The organism is Oribacterium sp. HCP3S3_B9, assembly GCF_052064255.1.
Classification (GTDB): Bacteria; Bacillota; Clostridia; order Lachnospirales; family Lachnospiraceae; genus Oribacterium.
Map to the genome: position 1 here is coordinate 21458 of NZ_JBQHVY010000006.1, position 26461 is coordinate 47918.

The 26461-nt window shown below is 56.6% G+C and carries 23 protein-coding genes and 1 tRNA gene; 3 read left to right on the forward strand and 21 right to left on the reverse strand.

Annotated elements, in window-relative coordinates:
* Window positions 1–10: 10 nt before the first annotated feature.
* The 4 genes from rplK to rpmG form a co-directional block, all read right to left on the reverse strand.
* Complete coding sequence (gene rplK, locus ACTNC3_RS04830) at window positions 11–436, reverse strand: 50S ribosomal protein L11 (protein ID WP_036606756.1); 426 nt, start codon at window positions 434–436, stop codon at window positions 11–13.
* Window positions 437–501: 65 nt separating this feature from the next.
* Window positions 502–1032 (reverse strand): transcription termination/antitermination protein NusG, encoded by a 531-nt coding sequence (gene nusG / locus ACTNC3_RS04835; RefSeq protein ID WP_410043349.1) that lies wholly within the window; start codon window positions 1030–1032, stop codon window positions 502–504.
* Between the two features lie 9 nt (window positions 1033–1041).
* Window positions 1042–1239 (reverse strand): preprotein translocase subunit SecE, encoded by a 198-nt coding sequence (gene secE / locus ACTNC3_RS04840; protein WP_410043350.1) that lies wholly within the window; start codon window positions 1237–1239, stop codon window positions 1042–1044.
* Window positions 1239–1388, reverse strand: a complete 150-nt coding sequence (rpmG, locus tag ACTNC3_RS04845; RefSeq protein WP_410043351.1) for a 50S ribosomal protein L33 — start codon at window positions 1386–1388, stop codon at window positions 1239–1241. The genes secE and rpmG overlap by 1 nt, the downstream gene beginning before the upstream one ends.
* A 311-nt stretch (window positions 1389–1699) precedes the next feature.
* Here rpmG and ACTNC3_RS04850 point away from each other — a divergent pair, with 311 nt between their 5' ends.
* A complete protein-coding gene (locus ACTNC3_RS04850) occupies window positions 1700–2611 on the forward strand; it encodes a LysR substrate-binding domain-containing protein (protein ID WP_441226655.1) in 912 nt (303 codons plus the stop codon).
* On the opposite strand, the gene ACTNC3_RS04855 is transcribed toward ACTNC3_RS04850, so the two are convergent.
* The 16 genes from ACTNC3_RS04855 to ACTNC3_RS04930 form a co-directional block, all read right to left on the reverse strand.
* A complete protein-coding gene (locus tag ACTNC3_RS04855; RefSeq protein ID WP_410043353.1) occupies window positions 2612–3469 on the reverse strand; it encodes a double zinc ribbon domain-containing protein in 858 nt (285 codons plus the stop codon).
* Window positions 3450–5792: an SF1B family DNA helicase RecD2 gene (recD2, locus tag ACTNC3_RS04860; protein WP_410043354.1), complete on the reverse strand. Its 2343-nt coding sequence runs from the start codon at window positions 5790–5792 to the stop codon at window positions 3450–3452. The genes ACTNC3_RS04855 and recD2 overlap by 20 nt, the downstream gene beginning before the upstream one ends.
* A 155-nt stretch (window positions 5793–5947) precedes the next feature.
* Window positions 5948–6952 (reverse strand): rod shape-determining protein, encoded by a 1005-nt coding sequence (locus ACTNC3_RS04865; protein ID WP_410043355.1) that lies wholly within the window; start codon window positions 6950–6952, stop codon window positions 5948–5950.
* A 706-nt stretch (window positions 6953–7658) separates the two neighbouring features.
* Window positions 7659–8858: a pyridoxal phosphate-dependent aminotransferase gene (locus ACTNC3_RS04870; RefSeq protein ID WP_441226656.1), complete on the reverse strand. Its 1200-nt coding sequence runs from the start codon at window positions 8856–8858 to the stop codon at window positions 7659–7661.
* A 744-nt stretch (window positions 8859–9602) separates the two neighbouring features.
* The gene (locus ACTNC3_RS04875) at window positions 9603–10790 is read right to left on the reverse strand and encodes a putative ABC transporter permease (protein WP_441226657.1); all 1188 of its coding nucleotides are present in this window, start codon (window positions 10788–10790) and stop codon (window positions 9603–9605) included.
* A gap of 28 nt (window positions 10791–10818) precedes the next feature.
* Complete coding sequence (locus tag ACTNC3_RS04880) at window positions 10819–12159, reverse strand: acyltransferase family protein (RefSeq protein WP_441226658.1); 1341 nt, start codon at window positions 12157–12159, stop codon at window positions 10819–10821.
* A 215-nt stretch (window positions 12160–12374) separates the two neighbouring features.
* Entirely contained in the window at window positions 12375–14057 is a 1683-nt protein-coding gene (locus ACTNC3_RS04885) for a phospho-sugar mutase (protein ID WP_410043359.1), read from the reverse strand.
* Window positions 14058–14424: 367 nt separating this feature from the next.
* Entirely contained in the window at window positions 14425–15942 is a 1518-nt protein-coding gene (locus ACTNC3_RS04890) for a CCA tRNA nucleotidyltransferase (RefSeq protein WP_441226659.1), read from the reverse strand.
* 88 nt (window positions 15943–16030) lie between these two features.
* Window positions 16031–17467, reverse strand: a complete 1437-nt coding sequence (gene proS / locus ACTNC3_RS04895; protein WP_441226660.1) for a proline--tRNA ligase — start codon at window positions 17465–17467, stop codon at window positions 16031–16033.
* A 155-nt stretch (window positions 17468–17622) separates the two neighbouring features.
* A complete protein-coding gene (locus ACTNC3_RS04900) occupies window positions 17623–18006 on the reverse strand; it encodes a VOC family protein (protein ID WP_441226661.1) in 384 nt (127 codons plus the stop codon).
* Window positions 18007–18133: 127 nt separating this feature from the next.
* Window positions 18134–19348, reverse strand: coding sequence for a chorismate synthase (gene aroC / locus ACTNC3_RS04905; RefSeq protein WP_441226662.1), 1215 nt, complete (start codon window positions 19346–19348; stop codon window positions 18134–18136).
* A gap of 23 nt (window positions 19349–19371) precedes the next feature.
* Window positions 19372–20451 (reverse strand): lactonase family protein, encoded by a 1080-nt coding sequence (locus ACTNC3_RS04910; protein ID WP_441226663.1) that lies wholly within the window; start codon window positions 20449–20451, stop codon window positions 19372–19374.
* A gap of 212 nt (window positions 20452–20663) precedes the next feature.
* Window positions 20664–20885 (reverse strand): FeoB-associated Cys-rich membrane protein, encoded by a 222-nt coding sequence (locus ACTNC3_RS04915; RefSeq protein ID WP_410043365.1) that lies wholly within the window; start codon window positions 20883–20885, stop codon window positions 20664–20666.
* Between the two features lie 142 nt (window positions 20886–21027).
* A complete protein-coding gene (gene feoB, locus ACTNC3_RS04920; RefSeq protein ID WP_441226664.1) occupies window positions 21028–23235 on the reverse strand; it encodes a ferrous iron transport protein B in 2208 nt (735 codons plus the stop codon).
* Window positions 23236–23327: 92 nt separating this feature from the next.
* Window positions 23328–23558 (reverse strand): FeoA family protein, encoded by a 231-nt coding sequence (locus tag ACTNC3_RS04925; RefSeq protein ID WP_410043367.1) that lies wholly within the window; start codon window positions 23556–23558, stop codon window positions 23328–23330.
* Window positions 23559–23677: 119 nt separating this feature from the next.
* Window positions 23678–23896 carry a FeoA family protein gene (locus ACTNC3_RS04930; protein WP_441226665.1) on the reverse strand — a complete coding sequence of 73 codons (219 nt, stop codon included), beginning with the start codon at window positions 23894–23896 and terminating at the stop codon, window positions 23678–23680.
* A gap of 236 nt (window positions 23897–24132) precedes the next feature.
* Here ACTNC3_RS04930 and ACTNC3_RS04935 point away from each other — a divergent pair, with 236 nt between their 5' ends.
* Together ACTNC3_RS04935 and ACTNC3_RS04940 are read left to right on the forward strand one after the other, a co-directional pair.
* Entirely contained in the window at window positions 24133–24588 is a 456-nt protein-coding gene (locus ACTNC3_RS04935) for a metal-dependent transcriptional regulator (RefSeq protein WP_410043369.1), read from the forward strand.
* Window positions 24589–24818: 230 nt separating this feature from the next.
* Window positions 24819–24889, forward strand: a tRNA-Cys gene (locus tag ACTNC3_RS04940).
* Window positions 24890–25024: 135 nt separating this feature from the next.
* Here the strand turns inward: ACTNC3_RS04940 and ACTNC3_RS04945 are convergent.
* Complete coding sequence (locus tag ACTNC3_RS04945; protein ID WP_441226666.1) at window positions 25025–26299, reverse strand: ATP-binding protein; 1275 nt, start codon at window positions 26297–26299, stop codon at window positions 25025–25027.
* Window positions 26300–26461: the final 162 nt, after the last annotated feature.

A 26461-nucleotide genomic window follows, 5' to 3' on the forward strand; every position in this document is an offset into this window, starting at 1 on the left:
GACCTCCCTATTACTTCTCTACTTCAACGCCCATGGATCTGCAGGTACCTGCGATCATAGACATAGCAGCCTCAAGTGATGCAGCGTTAAGATCTTTCATCTTAGTCTCTGCGATCTTCTGGAGATCAGCCTTGCTGATGGTAGCAACCTTGTTCTTGTTTGGCTCACCGGAAGCCTTCTGCAGCTTGCATGCCTTCTTGATCAGAACTGCTGCTGGAGGAGTCTTCGTGATGAAGCTGAAGCTTCTATCTGCATAAACAGTGATCACTACAGGGATGATAACATCACCCTCGTTTGCTGTTCTTGCATTGAATTCCTTAGTGAATGCAACGATATTAACACCATGCTGGCCGAGAGCCGGACCTACTGGTGGAGCTGGAGTTGCTTTACCAGCTGGAATCTGTAACTTGATGTATCCTTCTACTTTCTTTGCCATATGAGGCACCTCCTTGTGGTAATTGCGGGGTAATCAGCAGATCTGATTAACCCTCCCATACTTCGTTATCTGAGTTTCTGAATCTCTCCGTAGGATAACTCTACCGGAGTTTCTCTGCCAAACATCTCAACCGAGATGGTAACAGTCTTCTTCTGATCATTGATCTCACTGATGACACCCACCGTATCCTTCCATGCACCGGAAGTAACATTTACGGTATCGCCGATCGCGAAATCTACAAGGACCTCCTGGGCTCTGTAGCCAAGTGCCTTGATCTCCTCTTCGGAAAGAGGTGTCGGCTCTGATCCTGGGCCGACGAATCCGGTTACGCCACGTGTATTACGCACTACGTACCAGGTTTCCTGATTCATTATCATGTTTACGAGAACATAGCCAGGGAACATCTTCTTATCAGACTTCTTCTCGACGCCGTTCTTCATCTCGATGACCGGCTGCATCGGTACGCTGACTTCGAAGATCAGATCCTGAAGACCACGGTTTTCGATCGTCTTTTCCAGATCCATCTTAACCTTGTTCTCATAGCCTGAGTAGGTATGTGCTACATACCAGCGAGCTGCAGGATTAATTTCTGACATAGTTTCCCCTTATCTGATGATAAAACCAAGTCCCGTCTTCATAATAAGATCAAGAACAGCAATAAGCGCTCCGACCAGGAGACTGACAACGATGGTTGCGGTGGTCTCCTTGATGATGTCCTGTCTCGTCGGGAAAATAATTTTGTTATATTCCGTCTTAAGACCCTTGAAGAAGTCCTGTAAACCGGAATTCTTCTTCTCGCTCATTACTTCGTCTCCTTATGAAGCGTGTGCTTCTTACAGAATCTGCAGTACTTACGAACTTCCATTCTCTCAGGATGATTCTTCTTCTCCTTCGTCGTGAAATAGTTTCTCTGCTTACACTCTGTACATGCTAATATAATCTTTGTACGCACGGCTCTTCACCTCCAATGATTCTTAACTTCGCATGACTACGAAATTAGTGCATAAAAAATAGGGCCTAGCCCTTGATTACGGGGCAACTATACCATGAAGCACCCTATGCGTCAAGCGTTTGCCGCCGGGCGTCTATTATTTATTTTTTCAAGAGTTTGATAGAAGTTCTATTGCATAGATTTAGAGAGCCGTATATACTTGAATCACAGGTATCTTACTATGTTATGTCCACCATCCTTCGGCCAATGTTTCCGGCGCGGCATCATCGCCCGCCTGAGCACCGAAGGCAATACTACGTCAGGAGGCCACCATGGATCTACGTCGTATCGAAAATATCATCCGTATCGCGGAGGAAAAGAATATCACCCGCGCAGCTGACAAGCTCTTCATCTCCCAGCCTGCGCTGAATCTGCAGCTGCTGAATCTCGAGAAGGAGCTCGGCACCAAACTCTTCTATCGTCGTGGTAACGAGTGGGCCATCACCGAGGCCGGCCGGATCTATGTCGATACCGCCCGGAAGATGATCGCCATGAAGAAGGACTGCTACTCCCGCATCTCCGATATCGCGAAGCTGCACAACGAGGAGATCGCGGTCGGTGCCGCCGGCGTCGAGGCTGACTACATGATGACCTCTTTATATAAGAAGTTTCACCGTCAGCACCCGACCGTCAAGCTGCAGCTCAACCTCATGAAGGGGCTGAAGGCACAGGAGCTCGTCAAAAACGGTACGATCGACCTCGGTATCATCCTGATGGGCGACAAGCAGAACTACCGCCTGCACTACGAGTTCCTCGCCGATGTCGAAATCATGCTCGCCGTCGCGAGCTCGAACCCACTGGCTTCGGAAACCATCACCGACGAGAGTGGCGATGAGGTCATCGACATCCGTCGCTTCCGTGATGTCCCGTTCTGCCTCGGCGCGAAGGACTCCACCGAGCGTATGGTCTCCGAGCAGGTCTTCGAGGAGGCCGGCTTCGAGCCAGACACCTACATGGATGCCGAGGGCATCAACTACCAGCTCGCCCTGGTCGCCGCCGACGAGTGTGCCGCGCTGATCAGCGCCTCACATCACACCACCATCCCGAAGGGCGTGAAGCTCATCCACCTCAGTACGCACCCGATGATGCACGCCGTCGCCGTCTACCGGAAGGACCGCTACACCTCGGAGCCGATGCTCGATCTGATCGAGCTGGCCCGCGACTACTGGACCCGCGTGAAGTGATCAGCGCTCGGAGCGGATCGCGAGCGCGAAGCAGTAGACCTCTTCCACTCCGGCCGCGAGCAGCGTCCGTGTACAGGATTCCATGGTGGCGCCGGTCGTGAAGATATCGTCGACCAGCAGCACCCGCCGGAGATCCTGCGGGATCGGCCCCGCGTAAAAGGCCGACATTAGATTTTTCAAACGTTCCGCCGCATTGAGCTCCTTCGATGCGGCGGTTTTTTTACGCCGGTAGAGTGCCGCTTCGTAAACCGGGAGGCCGAGCTCTGCGCCCATGACCTCGGCGAGCACGGTCGCCTGGTTGTAGCCACGCTTCCGCTTTCGGCTCGGGTGGACGGGCACCGGTACGATGGCGTCGATCTGCATGCGGCGAAGCTCCTCGCCTCGACGGCGTACGGCCTCCCGCCCGTAATAGTCGAGGAACTCGCGGGCACCGGTATACTTGATGCGGCTGATGGAGCGCGCCGCGACGTCGTCATAGCCGACGAGGGCGATGCTTCTCTTAAATAAGAAGCGATGGCGCTTACAGCTCTCGCAGAGCTCCTCGTCGTCGGCGAGGATTTCACGGCCGCAGATCTGGCAGGTCGGCTCTGTCAGGAAGTGAAGCTTGCGTTCACAGTCCGGACAGATCAGCGCGCCGCGCGGCGAGACGATCTCCTCACAGACCGGACAGCGGCGCGGAAAAAGAACCGACAGGAGCCACTGCTTCGCCGCGGACGTCCTGGTCGATCGAGCTGCCGATGTCGTCATCGGCGGATAGGCTGCTGCGGGTGTCGGAGGGATGTCCGCAGCGTGACTGCGTGCAGCCGGAGACATTGACCTCGGACCCGGGATAGCCGATTCAGAGTGAATTTTCGTCATGAGAGACCTCCTGGAGCCGCTCACCGAGGGAGGAATAGCGCTTCGCCTCGGACGCGTTGTGAAGCATCTGGTCGAAGATCGGCGGGTTGCCGACGAGGCAGACGCAGGACTTCGCGCGGGTGACGGCGGTGTAGAGCAGATTCCGGTTCATGAGCATGGATGGGCCCTGGTACATCGGGACGATGACCGCCGGGTACTCGGAGCCCTGGGACTTGTGGATCGTGATCGCGTAGGCGAGCTCGAGGCTCTCGCAGTCCTTGAAGGCGTACTCGACGAAGCGGTCGTCGAAGCGAACCGTCAGGTTCTGGGCGAAGCTGTTGATCTCAGTGATGATGCCGATGTCGCCGTTGAAGACGCCCTCGCCCTTCTCGGTCGGGATGCCGTAGCGGCCACGGATCTCCCAGATGAGGTTGTAGTCGTTTCGGATCTGCATGACCTTGTCGCCGACACGGAATAGGGTGCCTCCGATTTCCTTTTCCGTCTTGCGGCTGCTCTTCGGGTTCATCTGCTCCTGAAGGAGCTGGTTCAGACGCTCGACGCCGAGCGCGCCCTTCCGCTGCGGGGTCATGATCTGGATGTCGAAGGGATCCACGCCGAGGTAGCCTGGGAGCTTGTTCAGCACGAGGGCGGCGATGGCCGCGAAGATCTGATCCGGCGTCTGGCTCTTGATGAAAAGGAAGTCCTTCGAGCGCTTACTGAGGTCGACCGGCTCGCCTTCGTTGATCTTATGGGCGTTCACGACGATGTCCGACGCGGCGGCCTGGCGGAAGATGTGGCGGAGCTGGATGGTTCGGATCACGCCGGAGGCGATGATGTCGCGGAGGACATTACCGGCACCGACCGATGGCAGCTGGTTCGCGTCACCGACCATGATGAGGCGGGTGCCGCGGTGGATGGCCTTCAGAAGGGCGTTCATGAGGAAGATGTCGACCATGGACATCTCATCGATGATGACGACGTCGCACTCGAGTGGGTTGTTTTCATTGCGCTCGAAGTGACCACGCACCTGGTCGCCGTCCTCTCCGTCCTCGTCCGGGCGGCCCTGGTACTCGAGGAGGCGGTGGATCGTGGAGGCCGGCCAGCCGGTGGCCTCCGACATACGCTTCGCAGCACGACCGGTCGGGGCACCGAGCAGGATGGTCTTTCCTTCGTCCGCGAACATGCGGATGATGGTGTTGATGGTCGTCGTTTTTCCGGTGCCCGGGCCGCCGGTGATGACGAGGAGGCCGGAGTGGCCGGCGGTGAGCACGGCGTCGCGCTGGAGCGGGTCGAGCTCGATGCCGTGCTTTTCTGTGATCTCATCGATGGTCAGCGCACGCTTCGCGTCGAGCTCCGCGTTTTCGACCGTGACGTTCAGATCCTTCAGCAGCGTCGCGACCTGGAGCTCTGTGTAGTAGATCGTGGCGCGGTAGACGTGGGTCGCCGGGTCTGCATGCAGCGCCGGATTCGCGTCGTAGACAGGGGCATCGGCATCGCCCGCATTGGCCGCGCTGTCCAGAAAATCGGAGATGCTGCGCGGACGGCTCGACTTCACCATGACGCGGCCCTTCATCTGGAGCTCGAGGAGGTACTGGTTCAGGTCCTGGATCGTGATGTTCAGAAGCGACTCAACGGAGGACCAGAGCTCCGGGAGCGGCAGGTAGCAGTGACCGTTGCCCTCTGCCATGCCGAGCGCGTACTGGATGCCGGACTCGATACGAAAGGCGGAGTCCTCCGCGATGCCGGCGTTCCGCGCGATCTCGTCGCAGGTCCGGAAGCCGAGGCCCTCGATATCCTCTGCGAGACGGTACGGGTTATCGCGGACGATGTCGTACATCTCGTTGCCGTAGCGGTTATAGATCTTGCCGGCGAGGTTGATGGAGATGCCGTACTTCTGAAGGAACATGACAGCGTCCTGCATGTCACGCTTCGCGTTCACGGAGGCCGCAATATCCATCGCCTTCCGCGCGGAGATGCCCTTGATCTCAGCGAGACGCTCCGGCTCCTCCTCGATGATGCGCATGGTATCGTCACCGAACTTCTTCACGATCCGGGAGGCCATCGCGGCACCGATACCCTTGATCGCGCCGGAGCCGAGGTAGCGCTCGACGGCTTCCTGAGTCTTCGGCGCGACGACCTGGTACTGGTCGATGACGAACTGGGTACCATAAATCTGGTGGGTGGCCTCGTGGCCATCCGCCTTGATATTCTCGCCTGCCTCGATGCCCGGTAGCGTACCGACGAGGGTGTAGGTCTTCCCCTCCATCACGCCCGTCATCACGGTGTAGCCCGTCGCCGGACTCTGGAAAATGATATGATCGATATAGCCCTCAAAATATTCCACGGTGTGTTCTCCCGAAAATGTAAACGTGTCGTGCCTGCTGAAGCCCTCACCGCCCGCCACCGCAGTTCCGTCGACTGCATTGGCCATACGAACGGTCGTCGGCTGAAGTCAATAAAAGGGCAGCCTGAATAAGGCTACCCCTGATGAATAAGATGTCAGTCCTCGTCGGTGTCACCGCTCGCGAAGTCGATGAACTTACCGGTGCCGATGGCGACCGCGGTGAGCGGGTCCTCGGCGAGTACGCAGTTGATGCCGGTCTTCTCCTGCAGAAGCTTATCGAGGCCATACAGGAGAGAGCCTCCACCAGTCATGACGATGCCGCGCTCATAGATGTCGGCAGCGAGCTCTGGTGGCGTGCGCTCGAGTACGTTATGCACAGCATTGACGATCATCATCGCCGGCTCCAGCAGCGCGTCCATGATCTCGTCCGAGCTCACGATGACGGTCTTCGGGAGAGCGGTCACGAGGTTGCGTCCGCGGACCTCCATGGTAACGTTCTCCGGGCGCTTGCTGGCGCAGCCGATGTTGACCTTGATATCCTCGGCGGTACGCTCACCGATGAGGAGATTATGCTTCTTCCGCATGTAACGGAGGATGGCCTCATCGAAGTCGTCGCCGGCCACCTTGATGGACTCGGAAACGACCGGACCGTCCAGTGCGATCACGGCGATATCCGCGGTACCACCACCGATGTCGATGATCATGTTGCCCTGCGGCTTACTGATGTCGATGCCGGCACCGATGGCCGCCGCTACCGGCTCCTCGATGATCGTGACCTCACGGGCACCTGCGTGGTAAGCGGCATCCTCGACGGCCTTCTTCTCGACCTCGGTCGCACCACTTGGAATGCAGACAGAGATACGCGGCTTCCGGAGGGTACGCTTGCCGACGGCCTTCTGAATGAAGTACTTCAGCATCTTCTCCGTCAGGGTGTAGTCCGAGATGACGCCCTGGCGCAGCGGACGAACCGCCGAGATGTTCTCCGGGGTGCGGCCCAGCATGAGACGCGCGTCCTCACCGTACGCCAGCACGGTGTTCGTATCGCGGTTAACGGCCACCACGGACGGCTCCTTCAGAACGACGCCGCGGCCTTTTATATATACAAGGATGCTGGAGGTACCCAGATCAATGCCGATATCATTTGAAATCAGTGAAAACATGAAAAACTCCTACTATATAACGATGTATAAAACGAAGCCCTGTCAGGATACGCAGCTCTCTGCGCTGCGCCACGCACGGTCGGTACCGTTTCCGATACCCGTCCGAAGAAATCCCGTCGAAGCTGCTCTCGTGAGCCACCCGGCTTATGGGCGCGCAGGGCGAATTTAGTAATTCAACATAGAATCTTCTATAGTATAATCGATGGCCCTCTGTTTTTAAAGTCAGAATTGTGGAGTTCGGGCACGAAAGAATCTCGTAAATGATCCTTTCGCTTCTGTTTAGACTTTGTTTAGATTCTTTAGAGTTCTTTTAGTCTGGCGACATACTTCAGTCACAAGTGCCCTGTATCATATATCATAGTTACAGAGATGTAACGAAGAAACGCTTTTCATACTCATACTCCGGAGTTGAAATACACTCCGGAGCCCCCTTCTAAAAAAACGGTCGCAAATGCTTACGATTCTTTATGAAAGACGGGGCGATGCACAAACGCTCCAGCAGATTCATGAAGCTCCATCGAGCATGACCGTTTTCCATATACTTCATAGGAGTTCGGCTCCCCCCTTGGCTGATCTCTTGACATAAAGCACAAACATGAAAATCCCGTCGAAGCGAAGAAGCTCCGGCGGGATTTTTCAGTTTGAGAGGATGTACGTAAGGGGGTCTGACCCCATAAAGTTCAGTTTAGAATCTGTTTAGAAAAATTTAATGGGGTCTGACCCCATAAATTTTCGCGAGCTGTTCCCAGGCCGGGATGGAGCGTTCGATCATCGCGTAGTCGACGCAGTAGGCGATGCGTACATAGCCCGGGAGGCCGAAGCCGTCACACGGGACGATGATGATGTTGAGCTTCTCCGCGGCGGCGGCGAAGTCCGCGGCGCTGCCGTTCGGTGCCTTCACGAGCATGTAGAAGGCACCCTCTGGTCGAACACACTCGAAGTCGAGGCCGGAAATGGTGGCATACAGCAGCTTCCGGTTCCGGTCATAAAACGGAACATTGGCCTCTACCGCGAGACAGTCCTTCACGACGAGCTGCAGGAGGGACGGCGCGTTCACGAAGCCGAGGCAACGGTTCGCGATCGTCAGGGCCTGGATCATCGTGTCGTGATCGTCTGCGCGCTTCGCCAGCGCCATGTAGCCGATACGCTCGCCCGGCAGTGACAGGGTCTTGCTGAAGCTGTAGAGGAAGACCGCGTTTTTGATGATATTCGGGATGTACGGGACGGTGAGGCCGTCGTACACGAGCTCGCGGTACGGCTCGTCGCAGATCACGTAGATCGGATGGCCGATTTCCTGCTCCTTACGTTCCAGCATCGCGCCGAGCTTCCGAATGGTTTCTTCGGTGTAAACGGCACCCGACGGATTGTTCGGGTTGTTCACGATGATGGCCTTCGTACGCTCGCCAATGCAGGCTTCCGCGGCGTCGATGTCGAGCTGGAAGTGCTCGGTATCCGGTGGGACGATGGTGAGCTTCCCGCCGAAGTTTGCGGCGTAGCTGCGGTACTCGGTGAAGAACGGGGCGAAGGTTAGGACTTCGTCGTCCGGGTCGAGGAGTGCGCGGAGGACGTCGTTCAGGCCGCCGGCAGCACCCACGGTCATGATGATGTCCTGGGCGTCATAGTCGGTGCCGTGGAGGCGATTCAGGTGTTCCGCTACCGCGGCACGCACCTCCGGGTAGCCTGCATTGGCCATATAACCGTGAACATAATTCGGCGCTTCCTCTGTCGCGATGCGTACGATGGAATCGCGCACCTCCTCCGGGACCGGCGAGGCCGGGTTGCCGAGGCTGAAGTCGTAGACGTTTTCACGACCGACGCGCGCGGCGAGCTCCTGCCCGAGCTCGAACATCTTGCGGATCGCGGAGTTGCCGGCGACCAGCTGCTGCATACTTTTCGAAAGTGCCATATCTTCCTCCTTCGCCCGCGGATGGCGGGCGTTTGTGTCGTTCAGTGATTAGGGTCAGACCCCTTCCGAAATCCGGAAGGGGATGCCCGGGGGTACGCAGGGGTCAGCCCCCGGTACAGACGTTGCTTTTCATTTCTTCTCATTGTACCCCAACGCTTCGCGCGCTTGAAGTAGTATTTGGGAATATTTTCGATAGCCGAAAAAAAGAAGTGCGGGTGTCGTTCCGAATAGACCGGAAATGGACGCATGAAGAACAGTAGCGACGGAAATGAATGAGCACTATCCACTTTTAGCTCTTTTTATAAATAATGGATATGTTTTGCGGGTGAAAATCGATTCTTGCAGAAGAAACTATCCATTATTTTAGTATTTCAAAAATAATGGATATCAAAATGCTAGTTTCATAAGAGCTGATGCGTGACAACTATCCAAGATTTTTAAATAGAAGGATTATTGGATACGAAGAGATCGATGAAGGTAAGATATCTTCAAAATCCATATCTACTTTTTATGAATCAAGCCGATCTTAGATCGTACGCAAATAAGCGTATGTATGATTCCGTCCAAATTTATCCAATATATATCAAATATGAAAATAGTAGATAGTCTGAGTATCTGCGCAAGTTCGGTGAAATTAGTCATAATTATCCACTTTTTTCAAAATTATCAAATATTTGATATTTCTCATGATTTATATGAAAAACCCGCCGAAGTATCGGCGGGTTTGGGCTGTCAGACAGGATGTCATATCTCTTCAGCGGCGCGGTCCTTCGCTTTTTCGGCGTCGATGCGGGCTTCCATCTTTTCGAAGCTCTCGCGGTGGCGCTGTGAGGAGGCGCGGAGACGCGCGTAGAATTCGAAGTCTGCGCTGTGGCGTGGGTGATGGGTCATGGTCGGGTTGTTTCGAAGGGTGTTGCCGACCCACCAGTTCATGCGGCCGCTGCGGGCATCACCGCCATCCTCCAGGATGGCGAGGCGCTCTTCGAGGCGACGACGGCGTTCCTCGGCGAGGCGACGGCGCAGCTCGAGGCTGCGCTGGACGGCGGACTTGCCGAGCTCACCGGCGCTGCGGCCGGTTTCCGCAACCGTGCGCGCGGTCTGCATGCCGCTGTCCACAGCGGCACGCGCCGCCTGGACGCCGCTTTCGGCGAGGCTGCGCGCCGCGAGGGTGCCCGTCTCACGGGCAGCCTGCAGAGCGCGGGCAGCCTCCTCGGTCGCGAGCTTCGCGGCCGCCAGACGTCCCTCCGACTCCGCGACGATCTTCACTTCAGAGGCATTGGCACGCGCCGCCTCCTGCAGCTCCTCGAGATGCTCGCGAGCTTCCGAGATACTCAGCTTCAGCTGCTGAATCTCCTCCGAATTTGCGGCGAGGGTCTCGAGACGCTTCCGGATATCGAGGGCACCGAGTACAGAGAAAATCACGTCTTCGACGAAGAGCGTGTAGAGCATGGTGACGACGACGATATAACCGATCGGGGTCCAGTCCACGGTGAGCTCCGCCACACGCGGATGCAGGAAATGCACGAAAAAGAGCGCCATCGCGCCCCAGCCGAGGGACGCCCCGAGGCAGATGTAGCCGCGGAAGTTCAGCGGATTCTGGCTGTAATCCCACCATTTCATGTGGAAGATGTGGTACATGAGCGGCCCGGTGATGAGCTCGAGGCCGGTGCCGACCAGCATGCCCATCAGGAAGGTCGTGATGAGGTTCGCGCGGTAGGGCCAGGCGAAGATGAGGAAAAGCGTGCCGCCGGCGCCGTAGATCGGAAGCCACGGGCCGTGACAGAAGCCGCGGTTCATGAGGCGCATCGATTTCAGCGAGCAGTAGGTCGACTCGAAGCACCAGCCGAAGATGCAGTAGAACATGAAAAACCACGCCCACTGCAGCAGAGTGTAATTCTGAAAGACCTTTAAACCATTAACGAAAACCCACATTTTTCTTGAAATTCCTTTCTATGAAGACTCAGAGTAGCCGGTCCGGAAGCTTCTGGATGGCGTCGAAGAGGCGCTGGAGGATGCCGGCGGAAAGCACGAGGGTCATGAGGAGCGACAGGGCGATGAGCAGGAGGACGTGCAGGATGTTTTCCGGGCCGGCGGCGGTGATGAAGCCGCTTGCGAGGAGGAGGTCACGGATCGGGCGGTGCAGGATGTAGATCTGCAGGGTGCGCTGCCCGATGGTGGTGAGGAGCGGGATCTGCCGGTTCGGCATCAGGGCGAGGAGCGTGAAGCTCATGAGGCCGGATACGAGGAACCAGGCGAGGCGGATCAGCCAGAGCTGCGAGCTGAGCGCGCCCGGAAAGGCGGCTGGGTTCTGCTCCGGATGGAAGCGGTAGTACCAGGCACCGTAGACGACGTTTCGGTACGGAAGCAGGCGGTCGAAGGTCTGCGTGCCGATCAGCGCGAAACAGAGGAGGCCGAGCGCCATCAGGAGCAGGACAATGCCTCGATCGGCACGCTTTGAAGTCCCTTCCGAAGACCGACGCCGGGAGGTCGCGCGTTTCGGTGCCGCTACACTCTCCTGCTGCACTCCGAGAAACTTCATCAGGCGTTCCGGGCCGATGAAGTAGCCGGCGAAGAAGAACGGGGCGAAGGCGATGACGCGATCGAGGGCGAGGAAGTCGCCGATACCGGCGAGGGCACCGCTCGCGAGGTAGCCGCCGGCGAGGGACAGGCCTGTGAGGAGGATCCAGGCGATCAGACTGCACGGGATGCCGCGCTGTGCCCTGCCCGCCTGCAGACCCTCGTCCGACTGCGCCCGCCTCTCACTCGGCTGGTGGCGACGATTCGAACATGCAGGCCGGAGCGGAAGCACTTTTCCTCGGCACCCGGCGAAGAAAGGGATCATCAGATACCAGAGGAGCAGGGCGAGGAGGTACCAGGGTGCACCGGAGGTATGAAGGAAGTCCGGGAAGCGGGTCGTGCGGCCGTAGGCGGGAATCTCCGAGAAGAACAGGATGAACTGAAACAGGAGGTACAGCCAGAGGGTCGAGCACCAGCGATGTCCGTTGAAGTGACCCACGGTAGTCACCTGCTGAGTGGCAGAAACATTGGTCGCGTGATGCGGGTGGCGCTGTGCACAGTTTTCGGCTGGAGCATGCGCCTGCTTCGGCACGCGGATGTAGATGCGCTGCGCGAGGAGGCCGGAGATGAAGACGAAGGCGGGCATGTGAAAGGCGTAGATCATATAGAAGAAATTTGTGACGCCGCGGGTCGTGCCCTGGATCGGGAGCAGCATGTGGCCGATCACCACCAGGGTGATCAGGATGCCCTTTGCGTTGTCGAGCTTCAGATTTCGTTCCTTCACAAAACACCTCACTAAATCTGAGGACCAGGCCCGGGTTGCACTTCTAGCGACCGCAAACGTATCCATCGCCGGGCCGGTCCAAATAAAAAACACGGTGGCAGGCCGCCTCTCTCTGATGGCAGCCCTCCACCGTGGCTTGATTCATATCTGCACCGCTCGTGCGTCCTGTCGTAACGGGCACCTACGATGCTTCATACTTCATCTTTGATCATCGCTTATTTAAACAGCGGCTCGAGTGCGGCTGCCAGCTTCTCCTTCTCGGCTTCAGCCTCTGCGAGGTCCTTTCCGAGGGTGGTGTAGTAGGCCTTGATCTTCGGCTCCGTGCCGGACGGGCGAACCACGACGGTGGAGCCGTCATCGAGGGAGTAGATCAGGACGTTCGCTGCTGGAAGTCCGGTCTCCTCCGGCTTCGTGTAATCCATGACCTTCACGACCTTCTTACCGGCGAAATCCTTCGGCGGATTCGTGCGGAGCTCGTTCATGATGCCGGCCATCTTATCCATACCGCTGAGGCCCGGGAACTCGAAGGAATCGACCTTGTTGAGGTAGCGTCCATACTCCTTGTAGATCTCCTCGAGGCGCTGCTTGATGGAGGATCCGATGGAGCGATAGTACGCAGCCATCTCGCAGATGAGCATGGAGCCGATCACGGCGTCCTTATCACGTACATACGGGCCGGCAAGGTAGCCGTAGGACTCCTCGAAGCCGAAGATGAAGCGATCCACTTCCCCGGCTGCCTCGAGCTGTGCGATCTGGTCACCGATCCACTTGAAACCGGTGAGGGTCTCCCGAAGCTCGACGCCATAGTGCTCGGCGACAGCATTGGCCAGCGGTGTGGAAACGATCGACTTCACAGCGACTGGCTTCGCCGGCATGGTGCCCTGCTCGGTGCGGCCTGCGCAGATGTAATCGAGGAGCAGTACGCCCATCTCGTTACCGGTGACGAGCTCATAGGAACCGTCCGGGCACTTCATGGCGATGCCGACACGGTCTGCATCCGGGTCGGTCGCGAGCATCAGGTCCGCGCCGGTCTTCTCAGCGAGCTCGAGGCCCTTCTTCAGTGCGTCGAGGATCTCCGGGTTCGGATAGGAGCAGGTGGTGAAGTAGCCGTTCGGGTACTCCTGCTCCGGCACGATCGTGATGTCGTGGATACCGATGTCGTTCAGTACACGGGTGACCGGAACGAGGCCGGTACCGTTCAGTGGTGAGTACACGAGCTTGAGGCCGGAGGTCGCCGCGATACCCGGGCGGATCTGACGTGCCTCGATCGCCTCGTAGAGTGCGTTCTTGCAGTCGTCCTCGACGAACTGGATGAGACCCTTATTGACGCCCTCGGCGAAGCTCATGTACTTCGCGCCGGTGAGCACGTCGGTCTTCTGGATCTGCTGGTAAACGATGTCCGCAGCCTCATCGGTCATCTGACATCCGTCCGGACCGTAGGCCTTATAGCCGTTGTACTTCGCCGGGTTGTGGGAAGCGGTCACCATGATGCCGGCGTTGCAGTGATAGTAACGGGTGGCGAAGGAAAGGGCCGGTACCGGCATGAGCTCATCGTAGATGCGCACGTGGATGCCGTTCGCTGCCAGCACACCGGCTGCGTCACGTGCGAAATTCCAGCCCTTCAGACGGGAATCGTAGCTGATCGCAACGGTCTGTGTTCCGCCCTGGGTCTTCACCCAGTCTGCCACACCCTGTGTCGCCTGACGAACGACCCAGATATTCATCCGGTTGGTTCCTGCGCCGAGTGTGCCGCGGAGGCCAGCGGTTCCAAACTTCAGTGCAACGGCGAAACGCTCCTTGATCGCGTCATCATCGCCTTCGATATTCTGAAGCTCGGTTTTTAAGTCAACATCCTGAAGCTCGGCATGAAGCCAACGCTTATATTCATCCTGATACATAGATAGATTGCCCTCTCTTTCTGAAAAATTCAGCTATTATAAATATATCAATTTTGCACATCCGCTTCAAGGCGTCGGGGCATGTTCGCGGCGGTTTCACTGAAATTTTACAGGACTGCCTGGACGCCGGAGGGCCGGCAGCAGAAACACAGTACTACGAGCTCGGAAGACTCTAAAATTCCAGTCCTAAGAAGTACTAGGCCCTCTGCAATCGCTGAGTTTTCTTTCATGAAAACTCAGCGTTGTCAGAGGGTTCCAAGGAGAGATACACCAAGTACTTCTAAGGACTGGGATTTTGATTCTTCACGACCTCTTCGTATGGCTTCTGCTGCCGGCCCTCCGACGTCCAGGCTATGCCATCGTACAATCAGAGCATCATGCCACGTGCGAGCTCCGTCAGTCGTTCGCGGTGGTTCTGCGACGGGTCCTGAAGCACCTGGTCGAGGAGTGCGTGCAGGATCCGCCCGATTTCCGGCCCACGCGGGATGCCGATCGCCATAAGGTCCTGTCCGCTGATCTCGAGGTTTTTCAGTTCAATGCAGTCGCCCGCGACGCGGATGGCCGCCACTTCAAACTGTACCCGTCGGATGCAGTCGAGGAGCTCCGCCGTAGGGTCTTTGTGCTTCTCCGGTGCGCTGCAGGCGCTGTCTGGCTTCGTCGCGGTCTGACAGCATGGCATGATCACGGTCTCCTGCTTCGGGCAGGCGGCGTCGAGGTACGGCCGCATCCACTCGGCATCACGTGCCGCGAGGAGCAGGCAGGTGACGGCCCGCAGATAGTTTTCGTAGGTCTCGTAGCCGACTTCCGACAGCTTCTTCCGGATCTTGTAGCGTGAGTCCGGCAGCGGTTCCTGGAAAAGCTGCGCGACGGTGCCTGCCTTCGCGATGGTATCATTGTCTATCTTCAGCTCCCGGAGGATGCCGCGCGCACGGTCCGGCACACCGCGCAGGAAAACGCCCCAGCGGAGGTAGCGCTCGGCCGGAAGGTCGGACGGCATCCACGGATAGACCGGATAGTCATCCGGCACGTCGATCGCGTCGTGGAAGGCGTCGGCGAAGTGCTCACTGATGTACTCGGAGAGGCCGCTCGTCGATACCAGCGCGATGTGCTCTGGATGGTCGGACATCAGGAGCTTCGTGAGCTCGACGGCGATACGCTCCTTCGAGACGTGCTCGAGGTTCGGCGCGAGCTTCCGTACGGCCTCCCAGGTCGCCGGATCGATGTCGAAGCCGAGCTGGGCCGAGAAACGGAGGGCGCGGAGCATGCGAAGGGCATCCTCCTGGAAGCGCTGCTCCGGCTCGCCGACGGCGCGGACGACACGACGACCGAGGTCCTCGAGACCACCGAAGTCATCCACGATACCACTCCGGTCATTGACCGCCATCGCGTTGATCGTGAAGTCACGGCGCGCGAGATCCTCATGGAGCGACGGCGTGAACTGCACCGCGCTCGGATGACGCCCATCGAGGTAGGCACCATCGATCCGATAGGTCGTGACCTCGTAGCCCTCCCAGACCGGCATGGACCTCGCTCCCGGGTGCTCCGCCGAACGACCGGCATGCGCTGTGCCGGTATGAACTCCCTGCGATGCTGCCCTGCGCGCATCTCCCTGGATGCCAGACGCCTCACCAGCCACAGAAGAATCCGCCTGCTCCGCCGGCATCAGCACCGTCACGGTGCCATGCTGGATCCCGGTGTCGATGGTGCGGCGGAACACCGCCTTCACCTGCTCCGGACGCGCACTCGTCGTGATGTCCCAGTCGCCCGGAACCCGCCCGAGGAGACTGTCGCGCACACAGCCACCGACCGCGTAAGCCTCGTAGCCCGCACGCTCCAGCTGATGGATGATATATTCTACATTTGAAGGTAATTTGATTTTTTTCATTATACTTATTTTAACATGGAATGCCTGCATAGCGTAAAAGAGCTGTCGCAGTCGCGACAGCTCTACGGCACCCGATATTCAAATCAGATCAGTATGCACGTCCCCAGTATACCATCTTCGTCGCCGGCTTTCCGCAGACAACACAGGTATCGCTGATGCTCTCCTGTTCGAACGGGATACATCTCGAGGTGATGCCGGACATCTCCTTCAGCTTATCCTCGCACTCGCGGCAGCCGCACCACATGGCCTTCACGAAGCCACGCTTGGTGTTTACGATATCGACGAGCTCGTCCATGTTGGTCGCACTGGAGGTATGCTCCTCGAGGAAGGTCTTCGCGCGGTCGTACATATCCTGCTGGATCTGCTCGAGCAGCTTTCCGGTCTCCTCCGCGAGTTCGTCGAAGGAAACCTGGATCTTCTCACGGGTATCACGACGTACCAGTACGGCATGACCGGCCTCGATATCCTTCGGACCGACCTCGATACGAAGCGGAATACCACGTACCTCACAGTCCGCGAACTTGAAGCCCGGTGACTTGTCACCATCGTCTACCTTTACGCGGAAGCCGGACTTCCGAAGCTGATCTCTCAGCTCGTATGCCTTCTCAAGCACGCCTTCCTTCTTCTGCTGGATCGGAACGATGCAGATCTGCGTCGGCGCGATTCTCGGTGGCAGCTTGAGACCGGAATCATCACCATGTACCATGATGAGCGCACCGATCATACGGGTGGTCATACCCCAGGAAGTCTCGTATACCGGCTTCAGCTGGTTGTCCTTATCAAGGAACTGTACATTGAAGGCCTTCGCGAAATCCGCACCGAAGTTGTGGGAGGTCGCACACTGAAGTGCCTGACCATCATGCATGAGAGCCTCGATGGTATAAGTAGCTACGGCACCGGCAAACTTCTCCTTCTCGGTCTTCTGTCCCTTTACGACCGGGATCGCAAGCACGTTCTCCGAGATGTCCGCATAGATCTCGAGCATAAGCTTCGTTCTCTCCTCAGCCTGCTCCGCGGTTGCATGCACGGTATGTCCCTCCTGCCACAGGAACTCACGGGTTCTCAGGAACGGACGGGTGGTCTTCTCCCAACGAACGACCGATACCCACTGGTTGAGGATCTGCGGGAGATCACGATAGGACTTTACAACCTTTGAGAAGTAATCACAGAACAGTGTCTCGGAGGTCGGGCGTACACAGAGACGCTCCTCGAGCTTCTTCTGTCCACCCTCGGTTACCCAGGCAACCTCTGGTGCGAAGCCCTCGACGTGGTCCTTCTCCTTCTGAAGGAGGGACTCCGGAATCAGCATCGGCATCGCTACGTTCTCTACGCCGCTCGCCTTGAAGCGCTGATCCAGCTCATGCATGATGTTCTCCCAGATCGCATAGCCAGCCGGACGGATGACCATGAACCCCTTGACGGATGAATAGTCCGTGAGCTCTGCCTTCTTAACAACGTCTGTGTACCACTGAGCGAAATCCTCCCCCATAGGAGTGATCTGCTCGACAAGTTTCTTGTCTGCCATAATCATAGCCTTTCTTTTTGAATGCGTCGGCACCGTCGCACATCCTTCGTGCCTTGCCGTCGCAGGTTTATATGCGCATCTATTTTAGCATGTGAAAAAGGATTTACAAGAGAAAAGCCGGAGGATTATCCTCCGGCGCATAAGATTCGTATAAATCAGTACTGCTTCAGGTGAATCGCGAAGCCTGCAATCTGCTTATCGAGGTAGATAAACATGAGGCTGCCGTCCGGGTTCTTCTTTGCGGTCTCCGGCTTCACGCCCATGCCGCGCTTCTCGAAGAAAGCGACCGCGGCGTCTACGTCATGGCAGCCGATCGCGATGTGGCCCTTCTCGCCCGGGCCGTCCTTCTTCATGATCTCGATGAGGTCCGAAGCGAAGATGGAGCTGTGGCCGACTCTCGGGATGAAGCCCATGAGGGTCTGGAACTCGTCTGCGATTCTGAGTGCATCCTCCTCGCCGTTTGCATTGATACCTACATGCAGTACGCAGAGACCGAGCTCCTTCACTGCATCATACTCCTTTGACATCTGATCTGCCATGTTCATACCTCCTGTTGTCTCGTCATCGTTTCCGCCACTGTCCCGGCCAATGCAGTCGTCCTCCGCGGAGGCACCCGCCCGCAAGGCAGTAAAGCGCTTTACTAATAAAATACTCTTTCTCTCCCGCTTAATCAAGCGGATAGATTTCGTGCAGGAACTCCATCTGCGCACCCATATTCTCGAGGAGCGCATCGAGTACGGTGATGGCCACCATACACTCCACGACGACGCAGGCCCGCTCGACGACGGTCGGGTCATGGCGGCCCTTGATCTCGATCGTGATGTTATCGCCCTCTTCGTTCGCGGTTTCCTGCGGGCTGGCGATGGACGGCGTCGGCTTGAAGTAGGCACGGAGGACGATCTCGGCGCCGTCAGACATGCCGCCGAGGATGCCGCCGGCGTGGTTCGTCTTCACACGGAAGACCTCCTCCATGCCGTCGAGCTCACCACTTGCGAGCATCTCCTCGAACTCTTCTTCCGTGAGTGGCGTCTCGTCATGGAGCGCACGGGCGCGGTTCACATCCTCGAGGCTCGGCTGGTGCTCGTAGTCCTCGTCGTCATCATCGACCTCCATCGGGGCGATCGGCACCGCGACGGCCTCAAAGCCATCGTTGTTCTCGGAGCCGAGGGCGCGGGCTGCCTTCGTCCCGTCGCCGATCTCCACGGCCTTGACCGCACCGATCGACATCACGGCCTGAGCGAGGCGAGCGTCGAGCTTATCGAAGACCGGCTCACCGATGCCGGTCGGCATGTTGTTGACGAAGCAGGTCACCACGCCACCGGCGCTGTCCTTCTCCTCGCGGAGCTCGAGGATGCGCTGGTCGGCCGCCTCCTGGCCAGCCGGAGTCGTCACGTCGATACCGGCAAGCTCCGTCACCTCGGCGTCCACCGTGATGCCGAGATCCGACAGCACCTTCGCTGCGACGGCACCACCAGCAACACGCGCGAGGGTCTCGCGACCGCTGGAGCGACCGCCACCACGGTAGTCGCGGAAGCCGTACTTCTCATAGAAGCCGTAATCGGCGTGGCCCGGACGGAACACGTGGGCGATATCCGAGTAGTCCTTACTGTGCTGATCACTGTTTCGAACCATCATCGCGATCGGCGTACCGGTCGTCTTTCCCTCGAAAACACCGGAGAGGATCTCGATCTGGTCGTCCTCCTTCCGCTGGGTAGCCTTCAAATTCTGGCCCGGCTTCCGCCGGTCCATATACGGCTGGATGTCCTCGACGGACAGTGCGAGGCCAGCCGGACAGCCATCGATGATGACGCCGAGTGCCGGTCCGTGTGACTCACCGAAGGTGGTGATACGAAAGAGTTTTCCAAATGTATTGCCTGCCATGGATGTCCCCCTGAAACGCGTTTTTACTTACCGGATGGCAGCTTCACCATGCAGATGCAGTTCGGCTCATCCACCGGGATATCGCGGGCGCTCATCACGAGCATACCCGTATCATAATCCATCGAGAAGAAGGTGATCGTGCCGGACTCGTTGTTCGCGGCCGCGATGTGCTTCTCATCCGGGAAGATACAGAAATCCTTCGGATAGACACCGGATACCGGGAGGGAGCTCTTCATGGTCAGAAGGCCGGTCTCGACATCACGCTCATACATCGTGATCGTATCGATGCCAGCATTGGACACAAACAGATGCTTCGCATCCTTATCCGGTGAGAAGCGCATCTGACATGCCGCGATCAGCGGGCTGTTCGACGGGTCGTTGTGGGTCGAGATGGTCTGGATCTTCTCGAGGTTGATATCGTTCGGCTTCTTGCCCTCCGTGAAGCGGAACACATCGATCACGTTCTTCACCTCATACATGAGGTAGAGGAACTTACGATCCGGCGAGAAGCGGAAGTGACGCGGTGCAGACTTCAGCTCACAGCGGAGCGTGTCGATCTGACGCATCCGTCCGTCCGGCTTATCGAAGCGGAAGATGCGTACCTGGTCGATGCCGAGGTCTGCGACGAGGATATACTTCTGATCATCCGTCATGCGTGCGCAGGATACGTGTGGACGGAAGGTCCGCTCTGCGACGGAACCGATGCCCTTATCGAAGACGCCATCGACGATCGGACCGACGGAACCGTCCGGATTCAGTGCGAGCAGGGTCGCCTTGCCATCGTGGTAGCCGGAGACCATCAGGTACTGATCGAACTGGTCGATCGCGAGGTGGCAGCCACGCATGCCACGGATGTTCTGGGTGTTCAGCTTCTGCAGTGCACCGTTCTCGAGGATACGGAAGGAAACCACGCCCTCATCCGCGATGGAATACAGTGTCTTCTGATCTCTCGATGCGACGAGGTAGGAGGAGTTGTTCACCTCGATCTCGGTCCGCTTCGTGAAGGTTCCTTTCTCTACATCGACATCACAGACGGTGATGCCCTTTGCATTGCCCGTGTAGCTGTAGGAACCGATATATGCCATGTACTTCTCTTTACTCATTTTCTGCCTCTCCCGACGTCCTTCCGGGCGTACATTCATAAAATTGTATCTATTTTATCACAGTTTACGGCCCTGTTACAATGATAACGATGTGTCCAGGGGAAATTTCCTGGGCACTTCGCGGCTATAATGTGTTAAAACGCGGAAACAGCAAAGAAGCCAGCGTAATGACGATCATCTCGAGGATTCGTCATCACACTGGCCCCTTTCAGTTAATTCTGTCTGCGATGTTTCGCGAGAATCGCTTTCTGGGTGGCGTTCAGCCGGCTTTCGGCGCGCTCGAGGTCGAGCTCGTGATGGCCGACGTGGTCGCAGCCGTTTTTCGCGTAGCTGCAGAACGCGCAGGCGCCGCTTTTCGCGACGGCCTTATGAAGACTTCGGAGGATGAGGATCACCATAAGTGCGATCAGTCCTCCCACGATGAGATCTCCCATAGTTCCTCCTTTCTGAGAATGATGCTTCGATCCCGTGATCATCATCGTCCGGGAAGCATCTGTCGGATCCTTCGGTGGGCAATGCCTCCAGCTACACCATCTGCGTGGTGCCCGGAGACATTGACCTGAAATACTTCTGAAATTACTTCTGTGCCGCGGCGGCTACGGAGTCGAACTTGTCGGAGAGCTCCGTCGCTTCGTGGTACGGGCGAACCAGGGCCCAGATGCCGAGGATGACGAGGGCGATGGCGATGACGGTGAAGATACCGAAGTGGGCTTCACCGGTGAAGAGGCCGACGATCTGGTAGATGACCGTACCGACGCAGTACGCGAGACCGCACTCCCAGCCGATCGCTCTCCAGGTCCACTTTGCGTTGTTCATCTCACGACGGATCGCGCCGATCGCTGCGAAGCAAGGTGCGCAGAGCAGGTTAAAGGCGAGGAAGCTGTAGCCAGCAGCGACACCGGAGTAGTTCGCCTGTACGAGGTTCCAGATCTGGTCACCTGCCTCGGCGAGCTCCTCTGCTCCTTCATAATGGAAGAGGATACCGAAGGTACCGACGACGTTCTCCTTGGCGACGAGGCCGGTCACGGCAGCCACAGCGGACTTCCAGTCTGCCCAGCCGAGCGGTGTGAAGATCCAGGCGATCGCGTTACCGATGGCCGCGAGGATGGAGTTGTCCATGTCGACCATGCCGAACTGGCCGTCCTGCATACCGAAGGAGGAGGTGAACCAGACCGCGATGGTGGACAGAAGGATGATCGAGCCGGCCTTCTTTACGAAGGAGGAGCCACGCTCATACATGGACTTCAGGATGTCGATCGGTCTCGGAAGGTGGTACGCCGGGAGCTCCATAACGAATGGAGCCGGGTCACCTGCGAACCACTTCGTCTTCTTCAGTACGATACCGGAGAAGATGATGGCTGCGATGCCGAGGAAGTACGTGGATGGTGCGACCCAGGAAGCACCGCCGAATACCGCACCTGCGAGGAGGGCGATGACCGGAAGCTTCGCGGAGCACGGGATGAAGGTCGTGGTCATGATCGTCATACGACGGTCACGCTCGTTCTCGATCGTTCTCGATGCCATGACACCCGGAACGCCGCAGCCAGAGCCGATCAGCATCGGGATGAAGGACTTACCGGAGAGACCGAAACGACGGAAGATTCGATCCAGGATGAAGGCGATACGCGCCATGTATCCACAGCCCTCGAGGAAGGCGAGGAAGAAGAACAGGACGAGCATCTGCGGCAGGAAGCCGAGCACCGCGCCGATACCTGCGACGATACCGTCGAGGACGAGACTTGTCAATACCTCACCGGTGCCGAGTGCACTGAGGATGCCTTCGAAAAGGCCCGGGATCGACGGCAGCTCGCAGAGGCCGAAGAAAGACCACGGGTCTGAGCCAAACAGGACATCATTGACCCAGTCGGTACCGATCGCACCGATCGTCGAGATGGAGATGTAGTATACGAGCCACATCACGGCTGCGAAGATCGGGAGCGCCAGGAAGCGGTTCGTGACGATGCTATCGATCCGGTCGGAGGTGGACAGCTTACCGACATGCTTCTTCGTGTACGCAGCGGCGATCATGTTCTGGATGTAGCTGTACCGCTCGTTGGTGATGATGGACTCGGCGTCGTCATCCTCCGCCTTCTCGACCGCGGCGATGATGGACTCGACGTCGACGTTCTGGCCGGCACCGATCATCTCGTGGCGGATCTTATCATCACGCTCGAAGAGCTTGACCGCGAAGAAGCGCTTCTCGCCCTCCGGGACGTACGCAGCGATCTTCTCCTCGATCTGGAGGATGGCATCCATGACTTCTTCAGAGAAGCTGTGTACGATCTCGGTGGAACCGGTCTGTGCCTCATGAATCGCGAGCTCGGTCGCCTCCTTGATGCCCGTGCCGTTCAGCGCGGAGATCTTCACTGCCTTACAGCCGAGGTACTTCTCGATCTGGTCGAGGCGGATCTGGTCGCCGTTCTTCTCTACGACATCCATCATGTTCACGGCCATCACCACCGGAATCCCGAGCTCCTTCAGCTGTGTGGTGAGGTAGAGGTTACGCTCGAGGTTCGTACCATCCACGATGTTCAGGATCGCATCCGGCTTCGTGTTGATGAGATAGTTTCGCGCAACGACCTCCTCCAGTGTGTATGGAGAAAGTGAATAAATACCCGGAAGATCGGCGATGGTCACATCTGCGTGGCCCTTCAGCTTACCTTCCTTCTTCTCTACTGTAACGCCTGGCCAGTTACCAACGTACTGGTTGGATCCGGTCAGCTGATTAAATAGCGTCGTCTTTCCGCAGTTCGGATTACCTGCGAGTGCAATCGTGATTGCCATTTGATTTTCCCCCTCTAAGATTTTCATTCTCCGCCACGTCCTCCGTGGCCAATGCTTCCATCCGGGCACCGCCCGCTCAGGATCTGCTGTGCTCAGGCCTTCGTCTCGACCTGTACCATCTCGGCGTCGGCCTTCCGGACGGAAAGCTCGTAGCCACGTACGGTGATCTCGATCGGATCGCCGAGCGGCGCTGCCTTACGCACATGAAGAGTCGTCCCCTTCGTGATTCCCATATCCATGATTCTTCTCTTGATGGCACCCTCACCGGTGATCTTCGCTACAACGCAATCCTCACCTGGCTGAACCTCTCTTAATGTTTTCAACTCTATTCCCTCCTCATCTATCTATAAAGCGCAGACACGCTGCGGATGATACTGTGTTGCTGTGGCTATGGACTCACCCACGATGCTTCCTGTGCTCGTCTACGGATGTTATCGCGTCTTCACGCACTGATCATGACCTTACGGGCCATCGTCTCGTCCAGTGCCAGTCTCGACTCCTTCACCTGTACGATCAGATTGCCGCGATTACAGGAAACGATCTTCACCTTGCCTCCGGCATAGAATCCCAGTGACTCCAGGAAATGCTGCGTCTTGTCATTTCCTCCGATGCGCTGAATCTCATATTCTTCACCCTGTGTTCCCATCGATAATGGCATCATCGTACCTCCTTTACATGATGTTGATGGCCGCCGCCTCTACATAAAAGTATAAATTAGTCCCGTCTAATTAGTCGAAGCTAACTTCACGCTAGTAAGTTAGCACTAACTTTTTTTCAAGTCAATAGCTTTCGTTAAAATAATTAGTTATATCTAACTTTCGCGGATATCCGCTCAGATGTGTTATACTATCGGGGATACATGATGAAATCTTCAAGTTTCTGAAAAGGAGTTTCGATATGAGTACGTATGCGACACATGAGTCGTCGGAGAATTATCTGGAGAGTATTCTGGTGCTGGCGATGAGCCAGCAGGTGGTGCGTTCCATCGATATCGCAAATCTGCTCGGATTTTCGAAGCCGTCGGTTTCCGTGGCGATGAAGCATCTGCGTGAAGAGGGCATGATCACGGTGGATGACAATGGCTACATCGCGCTGACGGAGGCCGGGATGGCGGCGGCGAAGGCGACCTACGAGAAGCATGTGGTTCTTACGAATATGCTGGTGCGGCTCGGGGTGAGTGCGTATACCGCAGGTCAGGATGCCTGCCGGATCGAGCATGTGCTGAGTCCGGAGACCTTCGAGAAGATCAAGGAGCACTATCTGAAGCAGCCGGGCATCAAGGACAGCGCGGAGTACCAGAAGCTGCAGACGATTCAGAATTTCGTGCAGACCGTGCCGGGGCGGCAGGACTAAGATACTCTTCCGGGTGGCCGGGCGAAGGATCTGACCCCCATTACGCGTAACAGTTCAGGCAGGGGACCCGGCTTGATTTTACACGATCTCTACGTATGGCCTCCGTTGCCGCCGCTCCGGGTCCCCTGCCTGAACTGTTATCCCTCTGCAACCGCCACAAAATATGTGATTGCTTATTTCCTATAAATACGCTATACTATGGGAAGTCCGAAAGAAAACATCGGATCTATGGCGAGATAGCCAAGTGGTAAGGCATGGGTCTGCAACACCCTGAGCGCCGGTTCGAATCCGACTCTCGCCTCGAAAAAAAGAGGACATCTACTGTATAGTGGATGTCCTCTTTTTTGTATTCTCAGAACAGCCAGAACGCCGAGCGCCGAAGGCTTTAAGCCGGCGAACTGCTGAGCTGTTCATAACGTGGTTTGTTCCTTCTCCATCAGCAGTCGCGCATTGCAAGATATTTATACAGCGGGATGACTTCGATCGTCGTCTGTGCGATTTCGATCGTCTCTTCTTCCTCTAGGGTGACGATGATAAAGCGCTTTACGTCTTCAAATGAACGGGAAAGCTTCACGAGATTATCGACCTCTCGCTTCCTGGCAGTTTCCTCTTCGATGCTCCAAGCGACCTGAATAGCCGTGTGGTTATCCGGTGTATAGAAGTCGATATCGATACCGGTCTTCGGTGATTTGAAGTAAAACAGGCGGTCGGAGAACTGCTGGTGTAGCTTGATCCCCACGATATTTTCGAGCAGGTAGCTGTTTTTATTGATCAGAAACAAATTCAGGAGCCCGTTATCCGAAAAGTAGTATTTCGGTACACTTTCACGCTCTGCGAATTTGGCAACGAAATTTGTGATTCTGAAAATCAGATACGCATTTTCTGCATAATTTACATATTCTGCGGCCGTATCCTTCGAGAGCTTTACGCCTGCCGCCTGAATCGTCCCACTTAGCTTCGAGATCGACAGCTCGCTCGTGACGGTTTCTGCGATTTTCTTCATCATCAGTCGAAGTGACTCCGGATTTCGAATCGCATTTCGGGCGAGAATATCACCATACAGTATTTTCTGATAGATATTCTCCACATAGCTTCGCCGGTTGACAAACATCAGAGATTCCGGGAATCCGCCATCGGTAAGATAGGACTGTGCTGCGCTTCGAATCCGTCCGTTCAGCTTCGTTGTCAGAAACGCCGATTCCGAATAATCAAGCTTTGAAGCCGTCAAATACTCACGGAAGTTATATGGATACACGTGCATGGTCATGTACCGTCCGCCGAGTCTGGATTCCATCTCATGGCTGAGCATCTCTGCGTTGCTGCCGGTGATATAAACATGCTCCCGGGCATCCGCCATACGACGGGCGAAGCGTTCCCAGCCTGGAATGTTCTGCACCTCATCGAGGAAAAAGTAAGGCTTCTCACTCGTCAGTTCTCCTGCGGTTGCGACCAGATCGTTAAAATCCTCCAGCGAAAATTCGGTAAGACGCTCATCCTCGAAGTTCACATAGATGATCCGGCTCCAATCCACGCCCTCTGCGATCAGATCCCTCACGATTTTATAGAGCAATGTTGACTTGCCTGCACGCCGGATGCCGATCAGCACATAATTGACATTCTTTTCAAAGACATACTCTCGATCGACGATGTCCGCTTCCTTTATCACTTCGTGCATATCGTTGATGACCGTTTTTAAAATCAGATGATTCATCTCTGTCCTCCTTCCCTGTCGTTATTTTACTATCAAAAAGAAAAACTGTCGAGTATAGTCGACAGTTTTATACTGCTTTTGTCGATTATACTCGACAATCTTGTCGCCAAAAAGATAGATTGCGTTGACAGTTGACTACATTTTGTATTCAACTGAAAATGC

Excerpts from the sequence above, each read along its gene's own strand:
- rplK (WP_036606756.1), bottom strand. The coding sequence starts at position 436 with ATGGCAAAGAAAGTAGAAGGATACATCAAGTTACAGATTCCAGCTGGT.
- nusG (WP_410043349.1), bottom strand. The coding sequence starts at position 1,032 with ATGTCAGAAATTAATCCTGCAGCTCGCTGGTATGTAGCACATACCTAC.
- secE (WP_410043350.1), bottom strand. The coding sequence starts at position 1,239 with ATGAGCGAGAAGAAGAATTCCGGTTTACAGGACTTCTTCAAGGGTCTT.
- ACTNC3_RS04850 (WP_441226655.1), top strand. The coding sequence starts at position 1,700 with ATGGATCTACGTCGTATCGAAAATATCATCCGTATCGCGGAGGAAAAG.
- ACTNC3_RS04855 (WP_410043353.1), bottom strand. The coding sequence starts at position 3,469 with ATGACGAAAATTCACTCTGAATCGGCTATCCCGGGTCCGAGGTCAATG.
- ACTNC3_RS04865 (WP_410043355.1), bottom strand. The coding sequence starts at position 6,952 with ATGTTTTCACTGATTTCAAATGATATCGGCATTGATCTGGGTACCTCC.
- ACTNC3_RS04870 (WP_441226656.1), bottom strand. The coding sequence starts at position 8,858 with ATGGCACTTTCGAAAAGTATGCAGCAGCTGGTCGCCGGCAACTCCGCG.
- ACTNC3_RS04875 (WP_441226657.1), bottom strand. The coding sequence starts at position 10,790 with ATGTGGGTTTTCGTTAATGGTTTAAAGGTCTTTCAGAATTACACTCTG.
- ACTNC3_RS04885 (WP_410043359.1), bottom strand. The coding sequence starts at position 14,057 with ATGTATCAGGATGAATATAAGCGTTGGCTTCATGCCGAGCTTCAGGAT.
- ACTNC3_RS04890 (WP_441226659.1), bottom strand. The coding sequence starts at position 15,942 with ATGAAAAAAATCAAATTACCTTCAAATGTAGAATATATCATCCATCAG.
- proS (WP_441226660.1), bottom strand. The coding sequence starts at position 17,467 with ATGGCAGACAAGAAACTTGTCGAGCAGATCACTCCTATGGGGGAGGAT.
- ACTNC3_RS04900 (WP_441226661.1), bottom strand. The coding sequence starts at position 18,006 with ATGGCAGATCAGATGTCAAAGGAGTATGATGCAGTGAAGGAGCTCGGT.
- aroC (WP_441226662.1), bottom strand. The coding sequence starts at position 19,348 with ATGGCAGGCAATACATTTGGAAAACTCTTTCGTATCACCACCTTCGGT.
- ACTNC3_RS04910 (WP_441226663.1), bottom strand. The coding sequence starts at position 20,451 with ATGAGTAAAGAGAAGTACATGGCATATATCGGTTCCTACAGCTACACG.
- ACTNC3_RS04915 (WP_410043365.1), bottom strand. The coding sequence starts at position 20,885 with ATGGGAGATCTCATCGTGGGAGGACTGATCGCACTTATGGTGATCCTC.
- feoB (WP_441226664.1), bottom strand. The coding sequence starts at position 23,235 with ATGGCAATCACGATTGCACTCGCAGGTAATCCGAACTGCGGAAAGACG.
- ACTNC3_RS04930 (WP_441226665.1), bottom strand. The coding sequence starts at position 23,896 with ATGATGCCATTATCGATGGGAACACAGGGTGAAGAATATGAGATTCAG.
- ACTNC3_RS04935 (WP_410043369.1), top strand. The coding sequence starts at position 24,133 with ATGAGTACGTATGCGACACATGAGTCGTCGGAGAATTATCTGGAGAGT.
- ACTNC3_RS04945 (WP_441226666.1), bottom strand. The coding sequence starts at position 26,299 with ATGAATCATCTGATTTTAAAAACGGTCATCAACGATATGCACGAAGTG.